The sequence below is a fragment of the Sediminibacterium sp. FW305-C-269 genome (assembly GCF_058231045.1).
The window spans coordinates 129,186-151,104 of the sequence record NZ_JBIQXQ010000001.1; the positions used below are offsets into that span (position 1 = coordinate 129,186).

General features: G+C 47.6%; 16 protein-coding genes. 6 read left to right on the plus strand and 10 right to left on the minus strand.

Annotated features, from left to right (window positions below):
• The first annotated feature begins 152 nt into the window (after positions 1 to 152).
• Positions 153 to 539, plus strand: a complete 387-nt coding sequence (gene apaG / locus ACH3Y6_RS00590; protein ID WP_490833618.1) for a Co2+/Mg2+ efflux protein ApaG — start codon at positions 153 to 155, stop codon at positions 537 to 539.
• A gap of 52 nt (positions 540 to 591) precedes the next feature.
• Here the strand turns inward: apaG and ACH3Y6_RS00595 are convergent, their stop codons facing one another.
• The 8 genes from ACH3Y6_RS00595 to ACH3Y6_RS00630 all read right to left on the minus strand — a co-directional run bounded on the left by ACH3Y6_RS00595 (position 592) and on the right by ACH3Y6_RS00630 (position 14,579).
• Positions 592 to 3,906, minus strand: coding sequence for a VCBS repeat-containing protein (locus ACH3Y6_RS00595; RefSeq protein WP_490833619.1), 3,315 nt, complete (start codon positions 3,904 to 3,906; stop codon positions 592 to 594).
• 79 nt (positions 3,907 to 3,985) lie between these two features.
• Entirely contained in the window at positions 3,986 to 4,792 is an 807-nt protein-coding gene (locus ACH3Y6_RS00600; RefSeq protein ID WP_490833620.1) for a LamG-like jellyroll fold domain-containing protein, read from the minus strand.
• A gap of 38 nt (positions 4,793 to 4,830) precedes the next feature.
• Positions 4,831 to 6,333, minus strand: a complete 1,503-nt coding sequence (locus ACH3Y6_RS00605; protein ID WP_490833621.1) for a RagB/SusD family nutrient uptake outer membrane protein — start codon at positions 6,331 to 6,333, stop codon at positions 4,831 to 4,833.
• Positions 6,334 to 6,363: 30 nt separating this feature from the next.
• Entirely contained in the window at positions 6,364 to 9,651 is a 3,288-nt protein-coding gene (locus ACH3Y6_RS00610; RefSeq protein WP_490833622.1) for a TonB-dependent receptor, read from the minus strand.
• A 232-nt stretch (positions 9,652 to 9,883) separates the two neighbouring features.
• Positions 9,884 to 11,035: a FecR family protein gene (locus ACH3Y6_RS00615; protein WP_490833623.1), complete on the minus strand. Its 1,152-nt coding sequence runs from the start codon at positions 11,033 to 11,035 to the stop codon at positions 9,884 to 9,886.
• A gap of 54 nt (positions 11,036 to 11,089) precedes the next feature.
• Entirely contained in the window at positions 11,090 to 11,671 is a 582-nt protein-coding gene (locus tag ACH3Y6_RS00620) for an RNA polymerase sigma factor (protein ID WP_490833624.1), read from the minus strand.
• 205 nt (positions 11,672 to 11,876) lie between these two features.
• Positions 11,877 to 12,881 carry a gliding motility lipoprotein GldB gene (gene gldB / locus ACH3Y6_RS00625; protein ID WP_490833625.1) on the minus strand — a complete coding sequence of 335 codons (1,005 nt, stop codon included), beginning with the start codon at positions 12,879 to 12,881 and terminating at the stop codon, positions 11,877 to 11,879.
• 78 nt (positions 12,882 to 12,959) lie between these two features.
• A complete protein-coding gene (locus tag ACH3Y6_RS00630; protein ID WP_490833626.1) occupies positions 12,960 to 14,579 on the minus strand; it encodes a hypothetical protein in 1,620 nt (539 codons plus the stop codon).
• Positions 14,580 to 14,639: 60 nt separating this feature from the next.
• Between ACH3Y6_RS00630 and ACH3Y6_RS00635 the strand changes: the two genes are divergently transcribed.
• A complete protein-coding gene (locus ACH3Y6_RS00635) occupies positions 14,640 to 16,322 on the plus strand; it encodes an NAD+ synthase (protein WP_490833627.1) in 1,683 nt (560 codons plus the stop codon).
• Positions 16,323 to 16,388: 66 nt separating this feature from the next.
• Positions 16,389 to 17,231, plus strand: a complete 843-nt coding sequence (locus tag ACH3Y6_RS00640) for a class I SAM-dependent methyltransferase (protein ID WP_490833628.1) — start codon at positions 16,389 to 16,391, stop codon at positions 17,229 to 17,231.
• An 81-nt stretch (positions 17,232 to 17,312) separates the two neighbouring features.
• Here ACH3Y6_RS00640 and ACH3Y6_RS00645 read toward each other — a convergent pair whose 3' ends face one another.
• Positions 17,313 to 18,158 carry a universal stress protein gene (locus ACH3Y6_RS00645; RefSeq protein ID WP_490833629.1) on the minus strand — a complete coding sequence of 282 codons (846 nt, stop codon included), beginning with the start codon at positions 18,156 to 18,158 and terminating at the stop codon, positions 17,313 to 17,315.
• A gap of 161 nt (positions 18,159 to 18,319) precedes the next feature.
• Positions 18,320 to 19,495, minus strand: coding sequence for an acetyl-CoA C-acyltransferase (locus tag ACH3Y6_RS00650; RefSeq protein WP_490833630.1), 1,176 nt, complete (start codon positions 19,493 to 19,495; stop codon positions 18,320 to 18,322).
• 184 nt (positions 19,496 to 19,679) lie between these two features.
• Between ACH3Y6_RS00650 and ACH3Y6_RS00655 the strand changes: the two genes are divergently transcribed.
• Genes ACH3Y6_RS00655 through ACH3Y6_RS00665 form a run of 3 tightly spaced genes read left to right on the plus strand, consistent with a single transcriptional unit; the run spans position 19,680 to position 21,911 of the window.
• Entirely contained in the window at positions 19,680 to 20,732 is a 1,053-nt protein-coding gene (locus ACH3Y6_RS00655) for a quinone-dependent dihydroorotate dehydrogenase (protein ID WP_490833631.1), read from the plus strand.
• A gap of 14 nt (positions 20,733 to 20,746) precedes the next feature.
• Positions 20,747 to 21,547 carry a TerC family protein gene (locus tag ACH3Y6_RS00660; RefSeq protein WP_490833632.1) on the plus strand — a complete coding sequence of 267 codons (801 nt, stop codon included), beginning with the start codon at positions 20,747 to 20,749 and terminating at the stop codon, positions 21,545 to 21,547.
• A 10-nt stretch (positions 21,548 to 21,557) separates the two neighbouring features.
• The gene (locus ACH3Y6_RS00665; protein ID WP_490833633.1) at positions 21,558 to 21,911 is read left to right on the plus strand and encodes a diacylglycerol kinase family protein; all 354 of its coding nucleotides are present in this window, start codon (positions 21,558 to 21,560) and stop codon (positions 21,909 to 21,911) included.
• The last annotated feature ends 8 nt before the right edge of the window (positions 21,912 to 21,919 follow it).

Sequence of the window (21,919 nt, forward strand, 5' to 3'; positions counted from 1 at the left end):
ACCGGACATGGTAGTGTTAAATCAAAGGAGAATTTCCTGCCGGCCGAATGCTTCAGACAATAGTCTGAACAGGCTTTACCGCTGCTGTAATTTTAAACGGAAAACTTTACCCCAATTCCTTATTTTTACTGAAAGCAATCCAATCAAACGCCATGGTATCCAAAATTTCAGAGGGTGTTGAGATAACCGTAGAGACCTTTTACCAGGCCGATTACAGCAACCCGCTGAATAGTGAATACATGTTTGCCTACCGGATCACGATAGAAAACCACAATCCTTTTACCATCAAACTGCTGCGCCGTCAATGGTTCATTTTCGACAGTAATGGGGAACGCCGGGAAGTGGAGGGTGAGGGAGTAGTAGGGGTACAGCCGGTATTAAAACCCGGCGAAAACTACCAGTATGTAAGTGGTTGCAACCTCCGTACCGAAATGGGCAAGATGCATGGTACTTACCAGATGCTGAACGAGAACAGCAAACAGTTATTCTCCGTTAATATCCCTTCTTTTGAGATGATCGTACCTAATAAAATGAACTGACCGGGTATTCCGGCCAGGTTCATCGTGCTGCTTCTATGATCAACTGTAAAACTCAGGGTTGGCAGTTCCGGAAGAATAGCAACGGTTGGTTATTTCTAGCCATCACCAGTGTTTGCGTACCACCTGCAGTCCTGATCCAGCGTGCATTTCTAAGTTCCCCACTGATAGCAGGCAGTGAAAACCGGGTCCTGAATTCCTTAGCAGCTATATCAAAAGAGACGGCGGTGGGGTTCATGGCATCATATCTTCCTTCATAGGGTACTACCCCATACAGGTTTCCGCCCGCCAGGAAGCCATGCGAGGGCCGTTGTTCGTCCAGCGGTGTAAAGCTGAACAAAGGTGCCATTTGCAGATCCCTTGGCAGGGCCATGGCTGTAAAACCTCCTTTGCCATCGCCCAGGAAACAGGTAGACGCCAGTGTTTCCGCTTTCAGCTCAATATACTCTTTAAACAGATCGTCAAACATGAAGTTGACCGTTTTGCCTGCCACTTCCCCGTAAGTGAGATAGGCTTTTTTCAACATAGGCAGTGGCCTTTCCAATTCATCTTTGGCGAGGAAGGTATAGTCTTTCCCATTCACGGAATAGGTCATGATCTGTTCCAGAGTACCATTACGGTCGAAATCTTTTACAAACAATTTCAAGGGACCGGTTTTGCCAGCATATAATTTGGAATTATAGCCCCAGTTGCCAGCCAGTATATCAATATTACCATCCCCGTTCACATCGGCTGTTTGCAGGGTTTGCCAAAGTCCTGTGGATGCAGGTATTGCGGCCTCTTTAAAGATCCCTTTCCGGTTGATGAACACCTGTACCGGCGTCCATTCCCCTGCGATCACCAGGTCGGGCCAGCTGTCCCGGTTCATATCAGCGAACGAAGCAGAAAGGATCATCCCTGCTTTTTCCAGGCCAATCTGCGAGACCGGTGCCTGGGTAAACACACCTTTCCCATCGTTCAGCAACAGGTAAGAAGGTTGTGCTATCCCATAATGGGTGGCATCTGCCATACCGCCTACAAACAGGTCAATATCGCCATCCTGGTCAATATCCGCTGCCGCCACAGAGGTTTTATTGACCAGTAGTGCGGGTAATGCTTTTTCTGCTTCTGTAAAATGCCCCTTACCATCATTCAGGAAAAGATGGTCGGCGAGATTCGGATTGCCATCCTCTGTTTCATTACCGCCACTTACCACATAGAGGTCGGGGTTTTTATCGCCATTGGCATCAAAGAAAACTGCGGCTACGCCTTCCGAATTCCGGTACCTCGCAAACAATGCCGTGTCTGATGCCAGGAATTTTCCGGTAGCTGTTTGCAGCAGCAAGGTGCCGGGTTGACCTTTGCCACCGCTGACATAGATATCATCAAGCCCGTCTTTATTCACATCGGCCACGGCCAGTGCGGGACCGCGTGTAGACATTTCGTGAGGGATGAGGTATTGTTTGTTGAAATCGATAAAATCATTCTCCTGGTGTTTCCAGCCCAACCCTGTTTCCTGTGTCACATCCTTTAATGCCAACGGTTTCCGGGGGAAAAATGCCGCATAATTGAACTGACCGGATGCTGTTGACTGCTTCATCAGCACATGGTTGCCTGGTACCACATTGCGCATGATCTCGTAACGCTGATCGGGCCAGATCACCAGCATACTGTCGATGATATTGGTGGTACCCAAACCAAAGGACAGTACCGGGGAAACGGAGGATTGAAAACCCCGTGTCAGCATCAGTTGCTGGTACTGCATACCTGTTTTCTGGAACAGGTATACCTTACAACCGATCCCGAATGTATTCTGTCCTTCTCCTTTGAATGAGATGGAAAGCTGGTTCTGTTTGGAACTGTTGTTTTTCAGCAATACGGCTTTACTGCCGATACAGTTCATCACAACATCGAGGTCGCCGTCGTTATCCAGGTCTGCGTAAGAAGCACCGGTATAATAACCTTTCATGCCAGCGGTTCCCCAGGTTTTGCTCACATCGGAGAATCCGTTTGCCAGGTTGCCTTTAAAGAAAAAGGGATGCGAAGCCCCATCGGGCATTTTATCGATGGCTTCCTGATCGTAGATGTCGGTGTTGTCTACAGAATGTTTTGCATACAGCGATGATACAAAACGGACATAATCCAGGTCCACCGGTCTTTTTACGATACCGCTTGATACGAACAGGTCCTTCACTCCGTCATTATCAAAATCAGCGAACAGCGGCGCCCAGCTCCAGTCCGTGGCCGATAGCTGGTTCATGATACCCACTTCACTGAAACTGATACCGTTACCATTATTGTGTTGAAGGCTGTTATGCGAGAACTGGTGCTGGTATCCATTGCTCTCGATCTTTACCTTGTAAATGTCAAGGTTCTCATCACTGCCATAGGTCTTGAGCACTTTTTCATCATAAGGCAGCATATCAACGGTGATCACATCCGGCTGGCCGTCGTTATCGTAATCTGCCACATCATTGCCCATGCTGAAGCGGCTGTAATGCCTGAAATGCGCTGCACCGCTTTCCGTGAAAGTACCGTTGCCATTGTTCATATAGTAGTAATCGTTCTCATGAAAATCGTTGCCGATATAAATATCTTCCCAGCCATCGTTATTGATATCGCTGGTATTGATGCCCAATCCGTAACCCTGGCTGCTCTGGAAAATTCCGGCAGCAGCTGATACATCAGTAAATTTTCCGGTGGTGGCAATATCGTTCCGCAATAAACGGTCGCCCGCATCTTTGCTATACAAGCGGCGGGCGCTGGTGTCGGCAATATTCTGATGCGGTTTTTGCGAATGATTTAAGATATAACAATCGAGATCGCCGTCATGATCGTAATCAAAGAAAGCGGCTTGTGTGGCAAAACTGGCATTATCCAGTCCATATTCTGCAGCTGCTTCTTTAAAAGTGCCATCGCCTTTGTTGACGAACAGTTCGTTCCTACCCTGCAAACCCCTGATACCGTTCACGGCAGAAACATAGATATCCAGGAAACCATCTGCGTTGATATCTACCATGGTGGCGCCGGTACACCAGTCGGAACTGCCGGCTACACCTGCTTTTTCGGTGATGTCTTCAAATTCAAACCCTGCCCCTTCTGCAGAAGCTTTTCCCTTGTTGAGGTACAGTTTATTGATGCCTTTGTTGTTTCCGGTAAAATAGATGTCGATATACCCGTCATTGTTGATATCACCCGTAGCCACACCACCTCCGTTATAATAATAGAGATAATAGAGAATATTGAAAGTGTCTTTCTGGAAGGGCGTGTTCATAAAATCGATATTGCTTTTGGAGGCAGGCACGCTCTCAAACAGCTGTTCTGTTTTCTTGCAGGAAAACAACAGGGTGATTATACAGGCAACCAGGAACAGCTTGGGATAAGTACGCATAAATAAAAATTCAATAGAGTTAAAAAGGGGTGTACATCTGCTGATGATACACCCCCTTAATCAAAACAACCAACTGCTGCTATAATTTGCTATTATACAAGGCTGAAACTTCTGCTGCACTGAGCGCTTTTCCATATAATCTGAACTGATCCAGTGTGCCGGAATAGGATTTGATCCAGTCATCCGTAGGACCTGTTGCATTGGCATGTTTGTTCCAGCCGCCAACGATCCATTGGGCAGCTTTAGAGAAATCAACCGCACCACGGGCCGCACCGCTTTTTTTCACATCTGTCTGTGTAGCGGTCATTCCAGTCACAACCGTTCCATCAAAATAATAGGTCATTTTTGAAGTGGTCTGGTCATATGCATATACGATATGGTGCCAGTTACCATCAAAAACCGGTTTCTGAAAATCGCCTTCCAGCCACTGGTCCATCAGGCCCAGCTTCATGGTAGCTTTGGTGGCGGTCTGGTTCTCCATCAGCAGAAAGAGGGCGCTGTTATGCCACCCGTAACTTGGATCCACCAGTGAGAACAGGAACTCTGTTCTGCCTGCCTGTGCCGTATTCTTGAGCCAGAAAGAAACAGAGAAACTGGTAACGGTCTTAAAATCGTTGGCCGAAGGATACACGATCGCTTTGCCATCCACCGCTTTCACTGCTTTCCCGGATACACCTGCCACAAATGAATAGGGATTATCCGTTGCAAAATTGGCGCGGATACTGTCTACATCACTGCCATCGTATGCTGCATAGAATTTCAGCGGGCCACCCGGTGGGTTGGCATCTTTGAGATAATTACTTAATGCGGGTTTGTCCATTTTCTGACAGGCGGTCACAGCCAGCATCACCAGAACGGCAAACAGTAAATATGATTTATTTTTCATTGTATCTGATTTGAATGTAAAGTAGTTGTAACGGATGTTTATGGCCATTCAGGATTCTGCACCAGTACACCTCCTGCAAAATCAATAGCAGGTTGCGGTATCGGATAATACCTGTGTTTATTCTGGTAGCCCTGGCCACCCAATACGGCCTGTGCCATTCCCCATCTTACCAGGTCATAAAACCTTTCACCTTCCATTGCCAGTTCAAATCTTCTTTCGTTCTGGATAGCGGTACGCATCTGTGCCTGGTCAACAAAAGCAATCGGAGGTAAAACACCGGCTGCGCCTTTTCTGGCCCTGGCCCTGATCTGCTCCAGGTAATTGGCGGCTAATGCTGCATTGGCGGCACCGCCCACTTCATTGGCCGCTTCCGCTGCCATCAGCAATACATCTGCATAACGTATCTCGCGCTGGTTGATCCATCCTCCCTGGCGATTACCGGTGGCTGCCTGCATGGCAGGATCCGGATATACTTTCTTGTTCCAGTATTTGCGTGGTATACCCGGGAAGCTCGGCAACACTTTACCATACACGCCATCGGCCTGTCCTGAATACAGGATGGTGGCATTCTTTCTTGGGTCATTGGCATCAAAAGCGCTCACCAGTTCTTCGGTAGGCGTGTTCCAGCCCCAGCCCAGGTCCCATTCGCCTGCACCACGCACACCCTGCGCAATGGCATACCAGGAAAAATAGTTATCAGATCCGTTTGGACCTACATATGCCTGTATCTCCCAGATAGATTCGGAACTGTTCTCTCCGGCATCGGTAAATATTTTAGCATAATCAGACTGCAAAGAATACAGACCCGAATTGATGACCTGCTGGCACAAAGTCAGGGCACCTGACCAGTTCTGCCTGTACAGCATGGTTTTCGCATGCAGGCTCTTGGCGGCACCATTGGTTAAACGGCCAATGTATTTGGCAGCCCAGGTAGCAGGCAGGTTGGCTTCCGCATAAGCAAGGTCTGCATCGATCAATGCATAGATCTCGCTCACTTTCGCTTTGGGTTTCTTACTGTCTGAAGGATTGTATACACGGAAATCGATCTTGGGAACCTCACCGAAAGCACGCACCAGGTCAAAGTAGGCAAAAGCACGGAAGAACCTGGCTTCTGCAATATTCACCAGCGAAGCGGCATCGGTCAGTTTCAGTGAATCTGCCAGCTGCAGGGCTGTGTTCGCCTGGCCTATCAGTACATAGTGCTGGTCCCAGTAAGTGTTGGATGACCAGTGGTCTTTTACATACTGGAACTGATCGTAGATCACACCCCAGTCGGCACCGTCTGAAGGACTGCTTCCTTTCTCAGAATCATCCGAGCGGAAATTGTTCATGGCCAGCCAGGGAATTCCTCCAAAACCCTGCCCTGCTACGTCGCCATTACGGATAGCGCCATAGAGACCATAGATCTGTCCTTCCAGGCCACCCTGGTTCAGGTCGTCCAGTGTTGCAGAAAGCGGTTTCCTGTCGAGATATTTTGTACAACCGGGGATGATCATCGCCAACACAACTGCGAAGAAGGCACCGGTTATTATTTTTTTCATCTTATTCATAGTATATGCTCTTTTAAATTTTTAGAAGGTTACATTGATACCACCGGTGAATACAAGTGGAACCGGTCCATTACCATTATCGATACCGAATGAAGTGGCCGTTCCGCCAAATTCAGGTGTATAACCGGAATTGCGTTTGAACGTTTTCAGGTTCTGTACATTGGCGAATACGCGGATGCTCTTGATGCTCACTTTCTTCAGCAGCTCAGGTTTGAAATTGTAACCCAGCTGGATGTTCCGGATCCTGAAATAACTTCCATCTTCGATACCATAGGTAGAAGGAAGACGGTTGATGGTATGGTTCGCTCCTAATATCGGATCCCAGTTAGAAGTACCCTCTCCTGTCCAGCGGTTCAGTTTGAATGCAGGATAGTTGAAAGTGGTGAATGGCAGTTCTGAACTACCCCAGAAACGATAGATCTCGTTACCATATACTCCATTGAAATCAATACCGAAATCAAATCCTTTGTAATTGGCCTGTAATGAAATACCATACATGAAGTCGGGTGTTGGATTACCGATCATAGTCCTGTCCTTGGTATCGATCACGCCATCACCATTAATGTCTTTGTATTTGAAATCCCCGGGACCATAATCATAACCGATCACTTTGGGTGAAGCCAGTTTGTCGGCATATGACTGGTACAGACCTTCTACCACATACCCATAGAAGTAACCGATAGGATAACCGGCTTCTGTCTGGTTAGGACGTTCTTCACTGGCTGGTAAACGGTTACCTCCCAGGTCAACCACTTTGTTGTTGAAAGTGGTGATATTGGCGTTCACAGCGAAAGACCAGTCTTTGGTGAGTTTCTGGTTCCATCCTGCAGAGAATTCAAAACCTTTGTTGCGCAGATCGCCCACGTTATCCAGCCTGTAACGGCCTGATCCGGTTGGAACGATGGTCATGATATCCTTGGTGGTCTTATCATAGTAAGCTGCTTCTGCATGCAAACGGTTGTTCAGCGCATAGAATTCGAAACCGATCTCTTTTGCATTCACGGTTTCCCATGTCAGGTCACGCTGTGGTTCATATGACAGTGAATAGGCAGGTACAATATTGCTTCCGAATACCGCTGTATTACCTGACTGTAAGGCAGGATAGAACGGATAATCATATCCATAGGTATTCTGTACACCCAGGATACCCCATGATGCTTTCAGCTTGAAGAAGTTGAATACGTTCTGTTTTTCCATGAACTTCTCTTTGGTCAGTTCCCATGCGGCACCTACTGAATAGAAGTTCTTGAAACGGTTGAACGGAGAGATCTGTGAAGAACCGTCGCGACGGAATGAACCGTTCAGCAGGTATCTGCCCTTGTAATTATACAATACGCGGAACAGGCTCGATACAGTTGCCCGCTCCCACTGTGCAGAAGAAGAACGTTTGGTGGTGGGATCACCAAATCCGTTGTCTACATACCAGAAACGTTTGTCATTCGGGATCGCATCACCGTTCACACGCTGGCTAACACTTCCGAAGAGGCCATTGTAGCTGCTGAAATAAGTAGTGAAACCGGCAATGGCGGTAAGACCATGGTCTCCAAAACTTTTCTTGAAAGTAAGAATATGGTCCTGCTGGAATTTTTTCCAGTTACCCTGTCCCTGGTTCACAGAAGTGGTTCTGTTATTTGGTTCAACAAACACAGAACCTGAAGCACCTACGGTAGGGTTATATACATTGATGATGGGGTTGTATCTTCTTTCTTCCAGGTTAGAGATATCGGCAAAGAAAGTGGAACGCAGGGTAAAATTACGCAGGAAATTAACTTCTGCATATACACTACCCACGGTGCGGAATTCTGTGCGGATCTCTTTGTCCCATTTGTTCTCCAGGTTCATCAGGGGGTTACCGATCTGTGCGGCCTGGATGGCCAGCTGGGTGTATACGCCATTGGCTGCATTAAAGGGTTCTGTGATCGGCAATACACGGCGTGCATCGTACAGCAATCCGTCGGCCTGGCTGAACGGAAGTTTCTGGCGGAAAGCATTCAGGTTAAATCCGAACTTGATGCTCTTGCTCACGCGCAATTCATCGTTCACATTGAAGATGAGCTTATCCAGTTTCTCGTGTTTTACTACACCTTCGTCGGTGATATAACCCACACCCATGTAGAATTTATTCTTTTCAGTGCTGGAAGTAAGACTGATATTGTTGCTGTTGAAGAGGGCAGTACGTGTCATGGCTTTCACCCAATCCGTATTGCCTGTCCATTTACTGTAATCAAAACGCTGCGCTACCGGAACGCCGATATTGGTCTGCTCCTCATCGAACAGCAGTTTAAAGCCTGCTGCATCCACCATTTTGATCTTATCTACCAGTTGTTTGGTACCAAAGCTGCTGTTGAAGTTCACCACCAGCTGGCCCGCTTTCGCTTTTTTGGTGGTCAGTGCGATCACACCAGAAGCACCACGCACCCCGAAGATGGCGAGTGAAGAAGGATCTTTCAACACCTCGATGGACTCGATATCGTTAGGGTTGATATAATCGATATTATCATTGAAAATACCATCTACCACATACAGCGGTTTTACCGCACCGATACTGACCGTACCACGGATACGGATATCCGGTTCTGCACCGGGGGTACCGGAAGCCACTACTGACAGACCGGCCACTTTACCCTGCAGGGAGGAAACCGGGTTAACATTGGGTTTATCGGCGATCTCTTTACCATCTACTTTTACAATAGAACCGGTAAGGTCTCTTTTGCTGGCGGTACCATAACCGATCACCACTACTTCGTTCAGGTTATTGGCAACGGCTTGCAAGGTCAGGTTGATCTCAGATCTTCCGCCTACAGCCAGTTCCTGCGTAACATAACCAATAGCAGAAATCACCAGTACTGCATCATCGGCAACAGTCAGCGTAAAACGGCCGTCGGCATCAGCGGCAGTTCCGTTTTTACTGCCTTTTACCACAACGCTTGCTCCGGCAACCGGGACACCATCTGCACCGACAATCCTACCGGTAACTTTCACGGGTGGGGGGGTGGGTTTTCCGGAAGCAGTTTGTGTATTTAATACAACGAGGTCATTACCAAGCAGTTGATAACTGATCCCGGTGCCATCCAGCAATTTGATCATGGTCTCTGCCAGGCTGGCGTTGGTCAATTGAAGGGATACTTTTCCTGCCTTTTTCAGGGTTTCCTGGTTGTACAGGAACCTGAACTGGCTCTTCTTCTCAATCTGCTTCAGCGCATCTTTCAGATTAGACGACTGCAGGGTAAGGGTGATCTTGGTTTGTGAAAACCCGTTACCATACACATGCATGCTAACAAACAAAAGAAGAGCGATCGTTAGTTTCATAATTTTAAAAATTATTGGTGTAACGGGATTTCTTCGTGGTTTCAAAAGTCTTTTTTGTACATTCATCTTGAAAAATTAAAGGGTTGGTGTAATGGCGGATTCCTTAGCGGGGATCGCTGATTACGGCTTTACTATCTGTGATTTTTCCATCTAACAGGGGGGTGAGGTGTGAGAGCCGCCCCCTTTGTTTTATCCGGAATCTTCACGCAGATTCTTTCTCATATGCAGCTGCTTATTTAGTATCTGGTTTGGAAATAAATACGGTATTGTCCTGTACTACAAAACGGAAGGATGTTGACAGCTTTAAAGCAGTCAACGCTTCAGTCAGAGTTTCATTTTTAAAGCTCCCGGTAAAACGCCAACCCTCCATATCCGATTCCATGAATCGGATACTGACCCCATACCATTTTTCCATTTTATTGGCCACCTGCCGGAACGATTCATCCGAAAAAGAAAGCAGACTGTATACCCAGGCTGTTTCCACTACCTGATTATCAGGCAACGGTTTGGCAAGACTCTGCAAACTGGCTGTATAAGCAGGGATGGTTTTGGCTGGTACAAAGGATTTGCCTTTGACCGCCATACTGTTATCGGCAGAGATGCCGTTATCATCCACTACCAGTTTCTGGTGCGGGCGCAGATGGTATTTCCATTCTTTTTCCCCGGGAAGCGCTACTTCAACCGCCCCTTCTATCAGCGCTGTTTCTGAAGTGGCTTCCTGCGGATAAGCACGTACGTTGAATATGGTACCGGTTACCCGGATATTCATACGGGATGTGTGAATGATAAAAGGAAGTGACTTGTTTTTGTAAACTTCGAAGAAACCTTCGCCTTCCAGCCAAACATTGCGGTTATCTTCTCCGAAACCATTGCCATAAGAAAGTTTACTGCTGGCATTCAGCCATACCTTACTGCCATCGGGCAGGGTAAGTTGTGAACGGGAAGCCGGACGGGTAACCACTTCATTACGTTTGTTACGAGCCAGTAAAAACGAATCTGCTGAAACAGGGACCGACTGGTACCATGCCAACCATCCCACACCCAAACTGATCAGCATTACAGCGGCGGCGGCCATCCACCACCTGGTAAACCTGCGGGGGCTGCCGATCACTGGAGTTGCTTCCGGAATGATCTCCACTTCAGAAAAACCCGGTTCATTCCATTCAACGCCAGAAGTTTTCAGCCGCTCTACATGCTGTAACCAGCTGGACGTGGGAGATAAAGTTGGGGGAACTTTTGGTTGGAGCCAATAACGGGTAATATGCTGAACGGCTTCTTCCCATTCGGGCTGCTCGTCCAGCAAAGTATGAAACTCATCCAGCTCCGCCTGTGTGGCTTCACCTGATAATTTAACGCTTAATAAATACCATATCCTATCTGGCATAACAATCTGTTCAGGTACAAGGACAAGATTTCACGCCCAATCCCCCAAACAGGATCAATTATTTTTCAGGAATTTTCTTCCGGTAACCGAGCGGATGGTCTCTGCCAGCTTTCGTAAAGCTATAGCGAGTTGATTTTCAACAGTTTTTGGGCTAAGATGGAGCAGTTCTGCCACTTCTTTCTGTTGCAGGCCGTCTTCTTTTACCAGTTTGAAGATCATTTTACAACGACCGGGGAGGTCATTCACAGCCCCATGCAGTTTTTCCTGGATCTCGGCCATCACGGCCTGCTCATGGGGATCTACAGAAAAACAGGGAAGGTCTACCGACAGTTCTTCTACCTGTAAGGACAGCCGGTGATTTTTGCTCCGTAGTTTGTTCACCGCGTAATTCCTGGCAGAAACGTAAAGGTACATTCGCAGGTTCTGCACCTGGTCCAATGTTTTTCGTTTCTCCCAGATGCGGATAAACACATCTGAAACAATCTCTTCCGCTTCTTCTTTCCGGTGAACAATAGATAAAGTGAACCGTAGTAACGGCGGGCTAAAACGTGCAAATAACTCCGCATAAGCCACCTGGTCGTCATCTGTGGCGATCGCATGCTGAAGCTCAGGAAGATGCATACGTTTATACGGCATAGCAAGGATTACGGAAATAAAAGTAGAGTTTTTCTCTGTAATCTTTCAGCTACATTTTTGTAGACAAAATAAAATAAGACGCAAAATCAACATTTATATTTTGCGGAAACCCAATACTGACAAGAGTTTTCGGAAAATGTAAAAAGGGGATATCAGGAAAAAAATTATATGCAACCAGATGGCAGACAGAACTAATAACAGTTATTTAGTGAGGTTTGTATTTTGCTTCGTCAAAGATCTTTCTCGCGGGAGTATGCAGTAATGCCTCCAGGCTGATGTCCTTTTGTTTTTCCATCCACTTGTTCACGATCTGTGTTCCCACGAACTGCCCGATATTTCCCGGAGAAGCTTCACCTAACGCCTGCGTATTCGGCGCATCGGTCATATAATCCCGGGTAAGGTTAGGGTCTGTACTGTACAACATATCATTCTGCAGAAAAAAACTCCAGATATTTTTTTCACTGGCATAACAACCGTCCAGTTGCTGTTTTGTGTACCCGGTTTTCAGTGTATCCGCTGTTTCAGGTAAAAGTTTATCGAGCACAAACTGCCGCTTACCGGCTTCCACCATCTGTTCCACCAATGGTTTACCCATGGTCTGGTCCGGATACATATCGTCGATGATATTCTTCATACAGTTCACAGGAATATATTCCGGTTCAAACCTGCGTGAAATGAAAGTTGGATACATCTGTTGTCCCTGGCTGCTCAGGTACAGTGGGTAGTCTTTCCCCAGGTACACCTGCAAACCCACAGCCAGTGCATTGGGTGTAATGATATTGCCGTAGCTGTTGATGGGGCCGATGAACGTAATCAATCTTTCCGGAAGTTTATAACCCGGAAAATAATATTTCACAAACTGTAAGCCCTTTTTAACTGCTGCTTCCACCACGGCAAAATCTTTCAGTTTTTGCTGCGAAGCCAGGTACATGCCGCGGTAACTTTGGATAAACAACCGGGTATCTTTTGCAGCACTGTCGGGCGAAGTTGCCAATATATTGAACAGGAAATCCTCTGTGAAACCCGGATGCTGCCTCCTCAGTTGCTGCAAAGCTATTTCCGGCTGCAGGGTATCGATCGAAAAAAAATCTTTCTCAAACCGTTCTGTCCGCAGTTTCACCACAATACCCGAAACATCGGGGATCCTTTTTTTTGACTGGCATGCCAGCAGCAACACCATCACCATCATGAATCCGATCCTGTACTTCATATCCTGTATTGTAGGGACAAAAATAATGGTCGACCGTCAACAAAAATCTTCCTTTTATCAAGGGTATGTTAAAGCGGTTCATTCCTCTTCCCTGATCAGAAAGATACCTCCCTCACCCGTTTCCATATTCAGGTAAAGTGAAACATACTGGTTCCGGTACAAGGACTGCAGGGGCGAGAACAGCATTTTCTTCTCCGGTAACTTCTGCTGTATCTGATGCCCGTTTCGCAGCGTGATCAGGTAAGGATAGGGTTCTTCCAGCTGATCAGCCTGGTATAACAATACCTGTATCTCTGCAGAGGATCCTGCAGAAAGGAATTGCCGGTTGTAACTTTCCCCCGGCAGGCTGAACACATCCAGTGGACGGCCACTGTACCAGGCAAAACCCTGGTCCTTGTCCAATTTGATGAAGAGCAGTTTGGGCGCATTCCTGCCTGTTGACCTCGACGATAAGGGCGATGTTTTAGCAGGCATGCCGCTTTGCAGGGGAGCCGCATTGGCATATTTATCTCCCCCCGTAACTGTCCTTACCCTGGGAGTGGTGCTGCTGGCCCTGGAGGTACCGGTTCCCGTAGACACCGGTACCGAAATATCAGAAGCCCGCGATATTGCCAGTGACCTGCTGAGTGCATCCATCGAACCCGCACCCGACTGAAAACGCAGGTCATCTACCCGCTGCGGCATACCAACCGCCAACCGCAGGATCGCAAAACTGCCGCTATCGGTATACAGGATATCCTGCAGCTGCAGGCTGTTCTGCACCATGGCATCTGTAGCCGAAAAACCTTTCCGGAAAGATCGGATCATGTCTGCAGTAAAAGGAATAAACCTGGGCACCAGTTCATTCTTCCTGCCCTCAGGGAATGCCATGCTGTAAATGCCTTTATTGTTCTTGGTGGTGCCGTCCACATACATCCCTTCGGCCTGCAAACAGTTACAGCTGTTGTTCTGGAACACGCGCATGGTCTTCAGTTTCACTTTCTCAAAAGTGAATGTTTCACTTACGATCAGTTCCTCATTGGCAGGAACCGTATTTACGGTGAGACCGGAAGACATGCGGTAATTGGTATACTTATCATACACCAGTACATGTGTATTACCCTGGTTATCGAGGAACAGTTCCGGGTCGGCTTCCAGTTCTGCGTGATGACGGAAACTGTACAGTAGTTGTTTCCGGATCTTACCATCCGCATCGGCAAGTACCGCACGCAGTATGGCAGAGTCTGCATTTTTCCTGACCACCTGGCTGAATAACCAAAACCGCGAGTCGTTGCTGGTGAGCAAACGAACAGGCCCCTGTAATCCGGGTAGCGGCAATTGCTGCCGGCGAATGACCTGGCCATCTTTGTCCAGTTCCAGCAGAGAGGCCACCAGGCCATCCTGTTCCCGGGAAGTTGCCAGGAAACGGATCAGCGTATCCTGTACCTGTACGGCAGATATGGGCTGAGGAAACGGATAGCTATGCGTAGTTCCTGTCTTTGTAACGGTATCATAAATATGTAACCGTAGGCCCGGCAGTGACTGCGGGTTCATCAAAAAGAAACGGCTGCCCAACATACCTGCCATAACCTGTTGCAGAACAGCCTGTTCTTTTACAGGAAAGAAACGAAAGTCATTGGTCTGTGCCTGCAACGCGATCGCCATAACAAAACAGGACCAGCATAACAGTACTTTTCTTTTGGTACAAAGGGTGACCATTGGCGGAAGGTTGTAGACCGAAAAATGAAAAACTCCCAAAAAGTTACGCAACTTTACGGCATGAAGGTATTTTTAGCACAGCAGAATTATCATATCGGCAATTTTGAAAGCAACACCCGGAAGATCATCAGCGCCATCAGGGAAGCGAAAGCACAGGGCGGTGACCTGATCCTTTTCAGCGAAATGTGTGTAAGCGGTTATCCGGCAAGGGATTTTGTAGAGTTCGACGATTTCATCCATAAATGTTATGCAGCTGTTGACCAGATCAGGCAGGAGGCCGACACGATCGGTGTGCTGATAGGCAGTCCGGCCAGGAATACAAAACAGCGGGGAAAAAGCCTGTTCAACGCCGCTTTTTTCCTGTACGAAAAAGAGATCAAGGCCGAGATCCACAAAACCCTGTTACCCACCTATGATGTGTTTGATGAATACCGGTATTTTGAACCCGCATTCGACTGGCAGGTAGTTCCTTTCAAAGGGAAAAAATTAGCGATCACGATCTGTGAGGATATATGGAATCTGGGCGATAATCCGCTGTACCGTATCTGTCCCATGGACAAACTGATGGAGCAGCAACCCGATATCATGCTGAACCTGAGCGCTTCGCCATTCGATTATACCCACGACGAAGACCGTAAATCGGTGATCAAGGCCAATGTGCTTAAATACAGGCTACCGATGTTCTACTGCAATGCCATCGGCAGCCAGACAGAAGTGGTATTCGATGGAGCTTCGCTCATATTTGATAAAGATGCCAATCTCTGCAAAGCCTTCCCCATGTTCAAGGAAGCCATGGACAGTGTGGTATTGCTGGACGATGGCAGTATCGATGCTCCCATTATTGAACCTGCCAGCCGTGTACCCGATAAGGAACTGAACCCTGCCACCCTGGAGCCCGAACTCAATATCCAACAGGTATACGATGCCCTGATCATGGGCATACGGGATTATTTTGGCAAAATGGGTTTCACCAAAGCCATCCTTGGATCTTCCGGCGGGATCGATTCTGCCGTAACCCTGGCCATTGCCTGCGATGCTTTGGGAAAAGAGCATGTGCGCGCCATCCTGATGCCCTCGCCCTACTCTACCGAACATTCAGTGGATGATGCCGTGCAACTGAGTAAAAACCTCGGCAACCCGTATGATATTATCCGCATCAATGATGTGTATGATGCTGTCCTGAAAACGCTGAAACCTGTTTTTGGCGACCTGCCTTTTTCACTGGCAGAAGAAAATATCCAGAGCCGCAGCCGGGGTAACCTGTTGATGGGCATTTCCAATAAGTTCGGTTATATATTGCTCAACACTTCCAACAAAAGTGAACTGGCTACCGGTTACGGAACATTGTACGGCGATATGGCCGGCGGACTGGGCGTACTGGGCGATTGTTACAAACTGCAGGTGTATGCGTTGGCACGTTACATCAACCGCAACCAGGAGATCATACCGGAGAATATCATCACCAAAGCACCCAGTGCAGAACTGAGGCCGAACCAGAAGGACAGCGACAGTTTACCTGACTATTCGGTCTTAGACCAGATCCTGTATCAATACATTGAAAAACGCCTCGGACCGGCAGAGATCAAAGCCCAGGGGTTTGATGCCGCACTGGTAGACCGAACACTGAAAATGGTGAACACCAACGAATACAAGCGCAATCAGTTCTGTCCCATCATCCGCGTATCGCCCAAAGCGTTTGGTGTGGGCAGAAGGGTGCCGATCGTGGGGAAATACCTTTCTTAACAGCGTATTCATGATGAATACGCTATTTGAACTGATACGTTGCAGGGTAGAAAGTCATAACCATACATGAAATATAAAAATCCTACAGGTCCTCCCCTTACCAAAATTTCCAAGTTTGAATACCCGCCGGCATTGTTTCGATTCCCGGGATTGATCCATGCCATTTACCAATTCAATTTTCTTTTACAGCTCCGCAAATGGCATGTTCTTCCTGCGATCAAGCATATGCTTCGGTCTGCCACCAACCCTGGCACCTGGATTGATATTGGATGTGGCGAAGGACAGTACCTGATCCCTATCAGCAAAGCGTTCCCGGCCTGGAAAACGATCGGCATAGATAACAATATATCCAATATCCAATTCTTAACAAAGGTGGCTCCTGCCAACACATCCCTGATTCTTTCAGATATCGAAATCTCGGCTGATCAAAACAAAGCTGACATTATTACTTGTGTCGGTGTTTTGCAATACATAGCCAAAGATGACGCAGCGTTACAGAACATTGCCAGCATGCTACAACCGAACGGGAAATTTCTATTGTATTCACCCGTTAATGGCAGACTGCACCTTTCGCTTTACAAATATCTGCTTAACCGTTACGAACATTACGAAACGATCAATGACCGAAAAAGGATCTACCAGGAAGAAGCGCTCACGAACAAACTGATCCACGCTGGCTTCCGTATCGAGAACATTCGCTTCACTTACGGTTATTGCGGAAGAATCAGTCACGAGATCCAGGGAATTTTTATATTATCGATCACTTCTGCTCCCGTACCAATCAGATTAATGGCAAGCATTCTTTTTGTACCTGTAATGTCTCTCACCCTTCTTTTAATGTTGATCGATTATTGCATAAAACACAAATCAGGAAACGGGATCTTACTAACAGCCACGATAAACAGCTGATTACTGCAGAGGGAAAAATAAGAAAGCCTGAACTATGTATTCAGGCTTTCCGTAGGACCAGATTGCTTAATAAGTACACTATTATCCATGCACTACCATCAGCGGCACATGGGTATGAAAAGCCAATTGTGTGGTATGACTCGTACTGAACAGGCTCTCAAAGAAACTGTGCTTTTTCGGGATCGTAATGATCAGGTCGACCTGGAATTCCAGTGCGAAATTGTTCACAGCTTCTACATAGTTTTTGTTCGGCGAGAAATGATATTCAGGGTTCAGGTCCTGCAGCAGTGTATGCACTGCATAGCTTTCACCCATCATTTTAGAGGGATACATAAACGCATCTTCGTGTGGTGGTTCTTCCATATTGAACACCAATAGTTTTGCCTTGGTTTCTTCTATAACCCTTTTCACAGCCTTTACCGGAATGGTCTTATCGGCTTTATCAAAATCACTCAATAACATCACAGATTTGATCGGGGAAAAAGTAGTGTTCCTGGGAACAATGATCACGGGTGTATTGGAATGCTGCGCAACCGAAACCGTATTGCTGCCGATCAGTTTTTCTTCGAGAACACCTCCACCGGTGATACCCATCACGATCAATCCTGCATCATTGGTTACACAGGCCGTATCCAGTCCGTTATTCAGCAAAGCATATTCGCAAAAAGTATCCAGTGTGCAGTTAGGCGGACAGAAAGGTGTTAACAGCAGTTTGAATTTATCCAGGGCTTCCTGGCTGCTTTTACGCAACTGCTCCTCGTCCAGCAACTGAACAGCGGGCACCATGGGATCGATCATCAGCGGTGCCTGGTAGGCATTGTAGAGGATCACTTTGGGAGTGCCCAGCTGTCCTGCCAGTTGCAATGCATACTTCGCAGCATTTTGCGCGGTGGCAGAAAAATCGGTGGGAACCAAAATGTTTTTCATGGCTGTTATTTATGACTATAAAGTTACACCAAATACCACCTCAAATAAATGATATTCATCATGCTTTATTCTGACGATTTTACGGCAATTGGCTGCCCTGGTAAAACAAAACCCCGCTTTGCAGCAGGGTCTTTTTTCGTATACGATTGAATTACTTCAGGTTATAAGTTTTCGATAATTCCTGCAATACCTTGCCCACCACCTACGCAGGCCGAAACCATTCCATATTTTTTATTCAGTCTTTTCATATCATTCAACACCTGAACGGTGAGTTTACAGCCGGTGCAACCCAGGGGGTGCCCCAATGCAATGGCGCCGCCATTGATGTTAACAATATCGGGATTCAGACCCAGCTCACGGATCACTGCCAGCGATTGGGAAGCGAAAGCTTCATTCAACTCGATCAGGTCAATATCGGCCAGGCTCATATTGGCCTGCTTCAATACTTTCGGAATAGCAGCAACCGGGCCAATTCCCATAATGCGCGGATGCACACCTGCAGAAGCACAGTTCACCAGACGACCGATCGGTTTCAGTCCCAGTTCCACCACCATGCGCTCGCTCATGACCAGCGCAAAAGCCGCACCATCACTGGTTTGTGACGAGTTGCCCGCTGTAACAGAACCGCCCATGGCAAATGCAGGTTTTAATTTTGCCAGCACTTCTACCGTAGTATCGGCCCTTACACCCTCATCGGTATCTACCATATAAGAGCGGGTTGCTTTTTTCCCTTTTTCATTCACATAGGTCTCTTCTACGTTGATGGGTAAAATACCACTCTTGAAGTATCCATTCTCAATGGCCTTCATCGCTTTCTGGTGCGAATGGTAGGCAAACAGGTCCTGGTCTTCGCGGCTGACCTGGTATTCTTTAGCCACTGCTTCGGCAGTCAGTCCCATGCTCAGGTAATAATCGGGCTCATCTTTGGCAATGGAATAGGAAGGAACAGTTTTCCAGCCCGCAGTGGGTACCAGGCTCATACTTTCCGTACCACCTGCAATGATACACTCAGCCATACCCGTACGGATCTTGGCCGTAGCCATGGCGATACTTTCGAGTCCGCTGGCGCAATACCGGTTAATGGTGATGCCGGCTGCATCAATACCCAGTGCCCGCGCTGAAATGATTCGTCCAAACTGCAGTCCCTGTTCCGCTTCCGGAACAGCATTGCCTACGATCACATCATCCACACGTTTGGCATCCAGCTGTGGCACGGAAGCCATCAGGCCTTTGATCACTTCCACCGCCAGGTCATCCGGGCGGTAAAAGCGGAAACCGCCTCTTTTACTCTTTGCTACCGCGGTTCGGTAACCGGCTACAATATATGCTTCCTGCATAAGAAAGGATTTTACTGAATCAAATGTAGGGAAAAAACCAATAAAAGGTTGTTTATGCAACCAAATTGAGGGAATTTTACCAGCCGTTCTGAATGGGTATCAGCAGACCGTAAAACAGGCTTATCCGGTATGCAGGTCTGATTCTCAGGTCTAAATCCCAAAACGGCTTCCGTATCTTCGCAGTATGATCTACCCTCTTATCCGGCAAATCCTATTCTGTTTTCCACCGGAGGAAGCCCATTATCTATCGATGAACCTGCTAAGAGCGGGATGCAGCATTGGTCCGATCCGTTCATTGATACACAACGGTTTCTCGTTCAAGGGAGAAGTTTTACAGAAAGAGGTCTTCGGGCTTCCCTTCGCTAACCCCGTGGGACTGGGCGCCGGTTTTGACAAAAATGCGCTTTACCTGCGCGAGCTGGAGGCGCTGGGTTTCGGATTCATAGAAATAGGTACGGTAACCCCGAAAGCGCAGCCCGGTAACGACAAACCCCGTTTGTTCCGTTTGCCGGCCGACAAGGCCCTGATCAACCGTATGGGTTTTAACAACGAGGGTCTCAACAGCATCCGGGAGCGGTTGGTGTTATGGAATAACAGGAAATCGCAACAGCAGCAGCTCATCATCGGTGGTAATATTGGCAAAAACAAGGTAACCCCCAATGAAGATGCCTGGAAAGATTATAGTGCCTGTTTTGACGGACTGTTTAACGAAGTGGATTATTTTGTTGTGAACGTAAGTTCACCCAACACACCCGGTTTACGCGAACTGCAGGAAAAAGACTCCCTGAAAAAGATCCTCTCGCAACTGCAGGATCAGAACCAGGGTAAGAACAAACCCAAGCCCCTGTTGCTGAAAATAGCCCCGGACCTGACAAAGGAACAGCTGGATGATATCGTCTCTCTTTCCTTCGAAGTACAACTGAGTGGTCTGGTAGCCACCAATACCACGATCAGCCGGAGCCACTTGCTCACACCCGATGCAAAACTGCAACACATCGGTGCCGGTGGCCTGAGCGGCAGACCCGTTCGGGAACGTGCTACAGAAGTGGTGCAATACCTTTCGCAGCAGACACAAAACAATATACCCATCATTGCCAGCGGCGGTATTTTTACCGGCGCCGATGCCAGGGAAAAACTGGATGCCGGCGCTTCGTTGGTGCAGGTCTGGACCGGATTCATCTATGAAGGCCCCTGCATCGTAAAAAATATTTGTCAATATCTTGCTGCTAACCCTTAAACCCTGAAATCTTCATGGAAGCGTTGTTTACTTCTGAAAATCTGATCAGTTTCCTCGTACTGGTGATCCTGGAAATCGTGCTGGGTATCGATAATGTGATCTTCGTGAGCATCATCATGAATCGTTTACCCAAATCGCTTCAGGCTAAATCCAGGTTCATTTGGATGGTCACCGGTATGATCACCCGCACCATTTTATTATTCGGCTTAAGCTGGTTACTGGCGCAAAAAGGCAAACCCTTATTCAATGCATTCGGAAAAGAATTTGACCTGGCCAGCCTGGTAATGCTGGCGGGTGGTCTGTTCCTGATCTATAAGACCGTAAAAGAGATCCACCACAAACTGGAAGGCGAGGCGGATGTGGCTGCTGGTATTTCTACCAAACCCCTGGGTTTTGGCAATGCAGTGGCGCAGATCATGCTGATCGATATGGTATTCAGTTTCGACAGTATCATCACTGCCGGCGGTACTGCCAAACGCGTGGAAGTGATGATCGCAGCGGTTGTTATCGCTATGATCGTGATGTTCCTGTTCAGTCCCAGGATCTCCGCATTCATTCACAGACACCCTACACTGAAAATGCTGGCACTGTCATTCCTGGTGATGATCGGTTTTGTGCTGCTGGTAGAGGGCTGGGACAGCCAGGGCACACACGACCTGCACCTGAAGAACTATGTATACTTTGCCATGGCCTTCTCCTTCATCGTGGAACTGCTGAACATGCAGATGCGTAAGAAGTATGTGGCACCCGTACAGTTACGTGAACCGCATTTAAGCGACGATACAACGCACAATGGTTCAGATATGGCTCATTAAAAAGGCCCGTATGAAAAACAATCGCCTGCTCCGTTCCTTTCAACACGCATTCAGCGGACTGTTCCATTTTATCCGGAACGACAGGAACGGCAGGATACATGTCGGCATCATCCTGCTGGTGATCGCTGCCGGATGGTATTACCAGGTATCCGCTACCGAATGGATGGCATTGCTCTTATGCTGTTCCATCGTACCCTCGCTGGAAATGTTGAACCATGCACTGGAAGAGCTCTGCAACAAAATTCAGCCGGATATCGATCCCCGCATCCGGATCGTAAAGGATGTGGCAGCGGCAGCCGTTGTGTGGTCGGCCATCTTTTCTGTCATCATCGGCTCGGTCATTTTTATACCGAGGATCTTCTGAGCCTACTT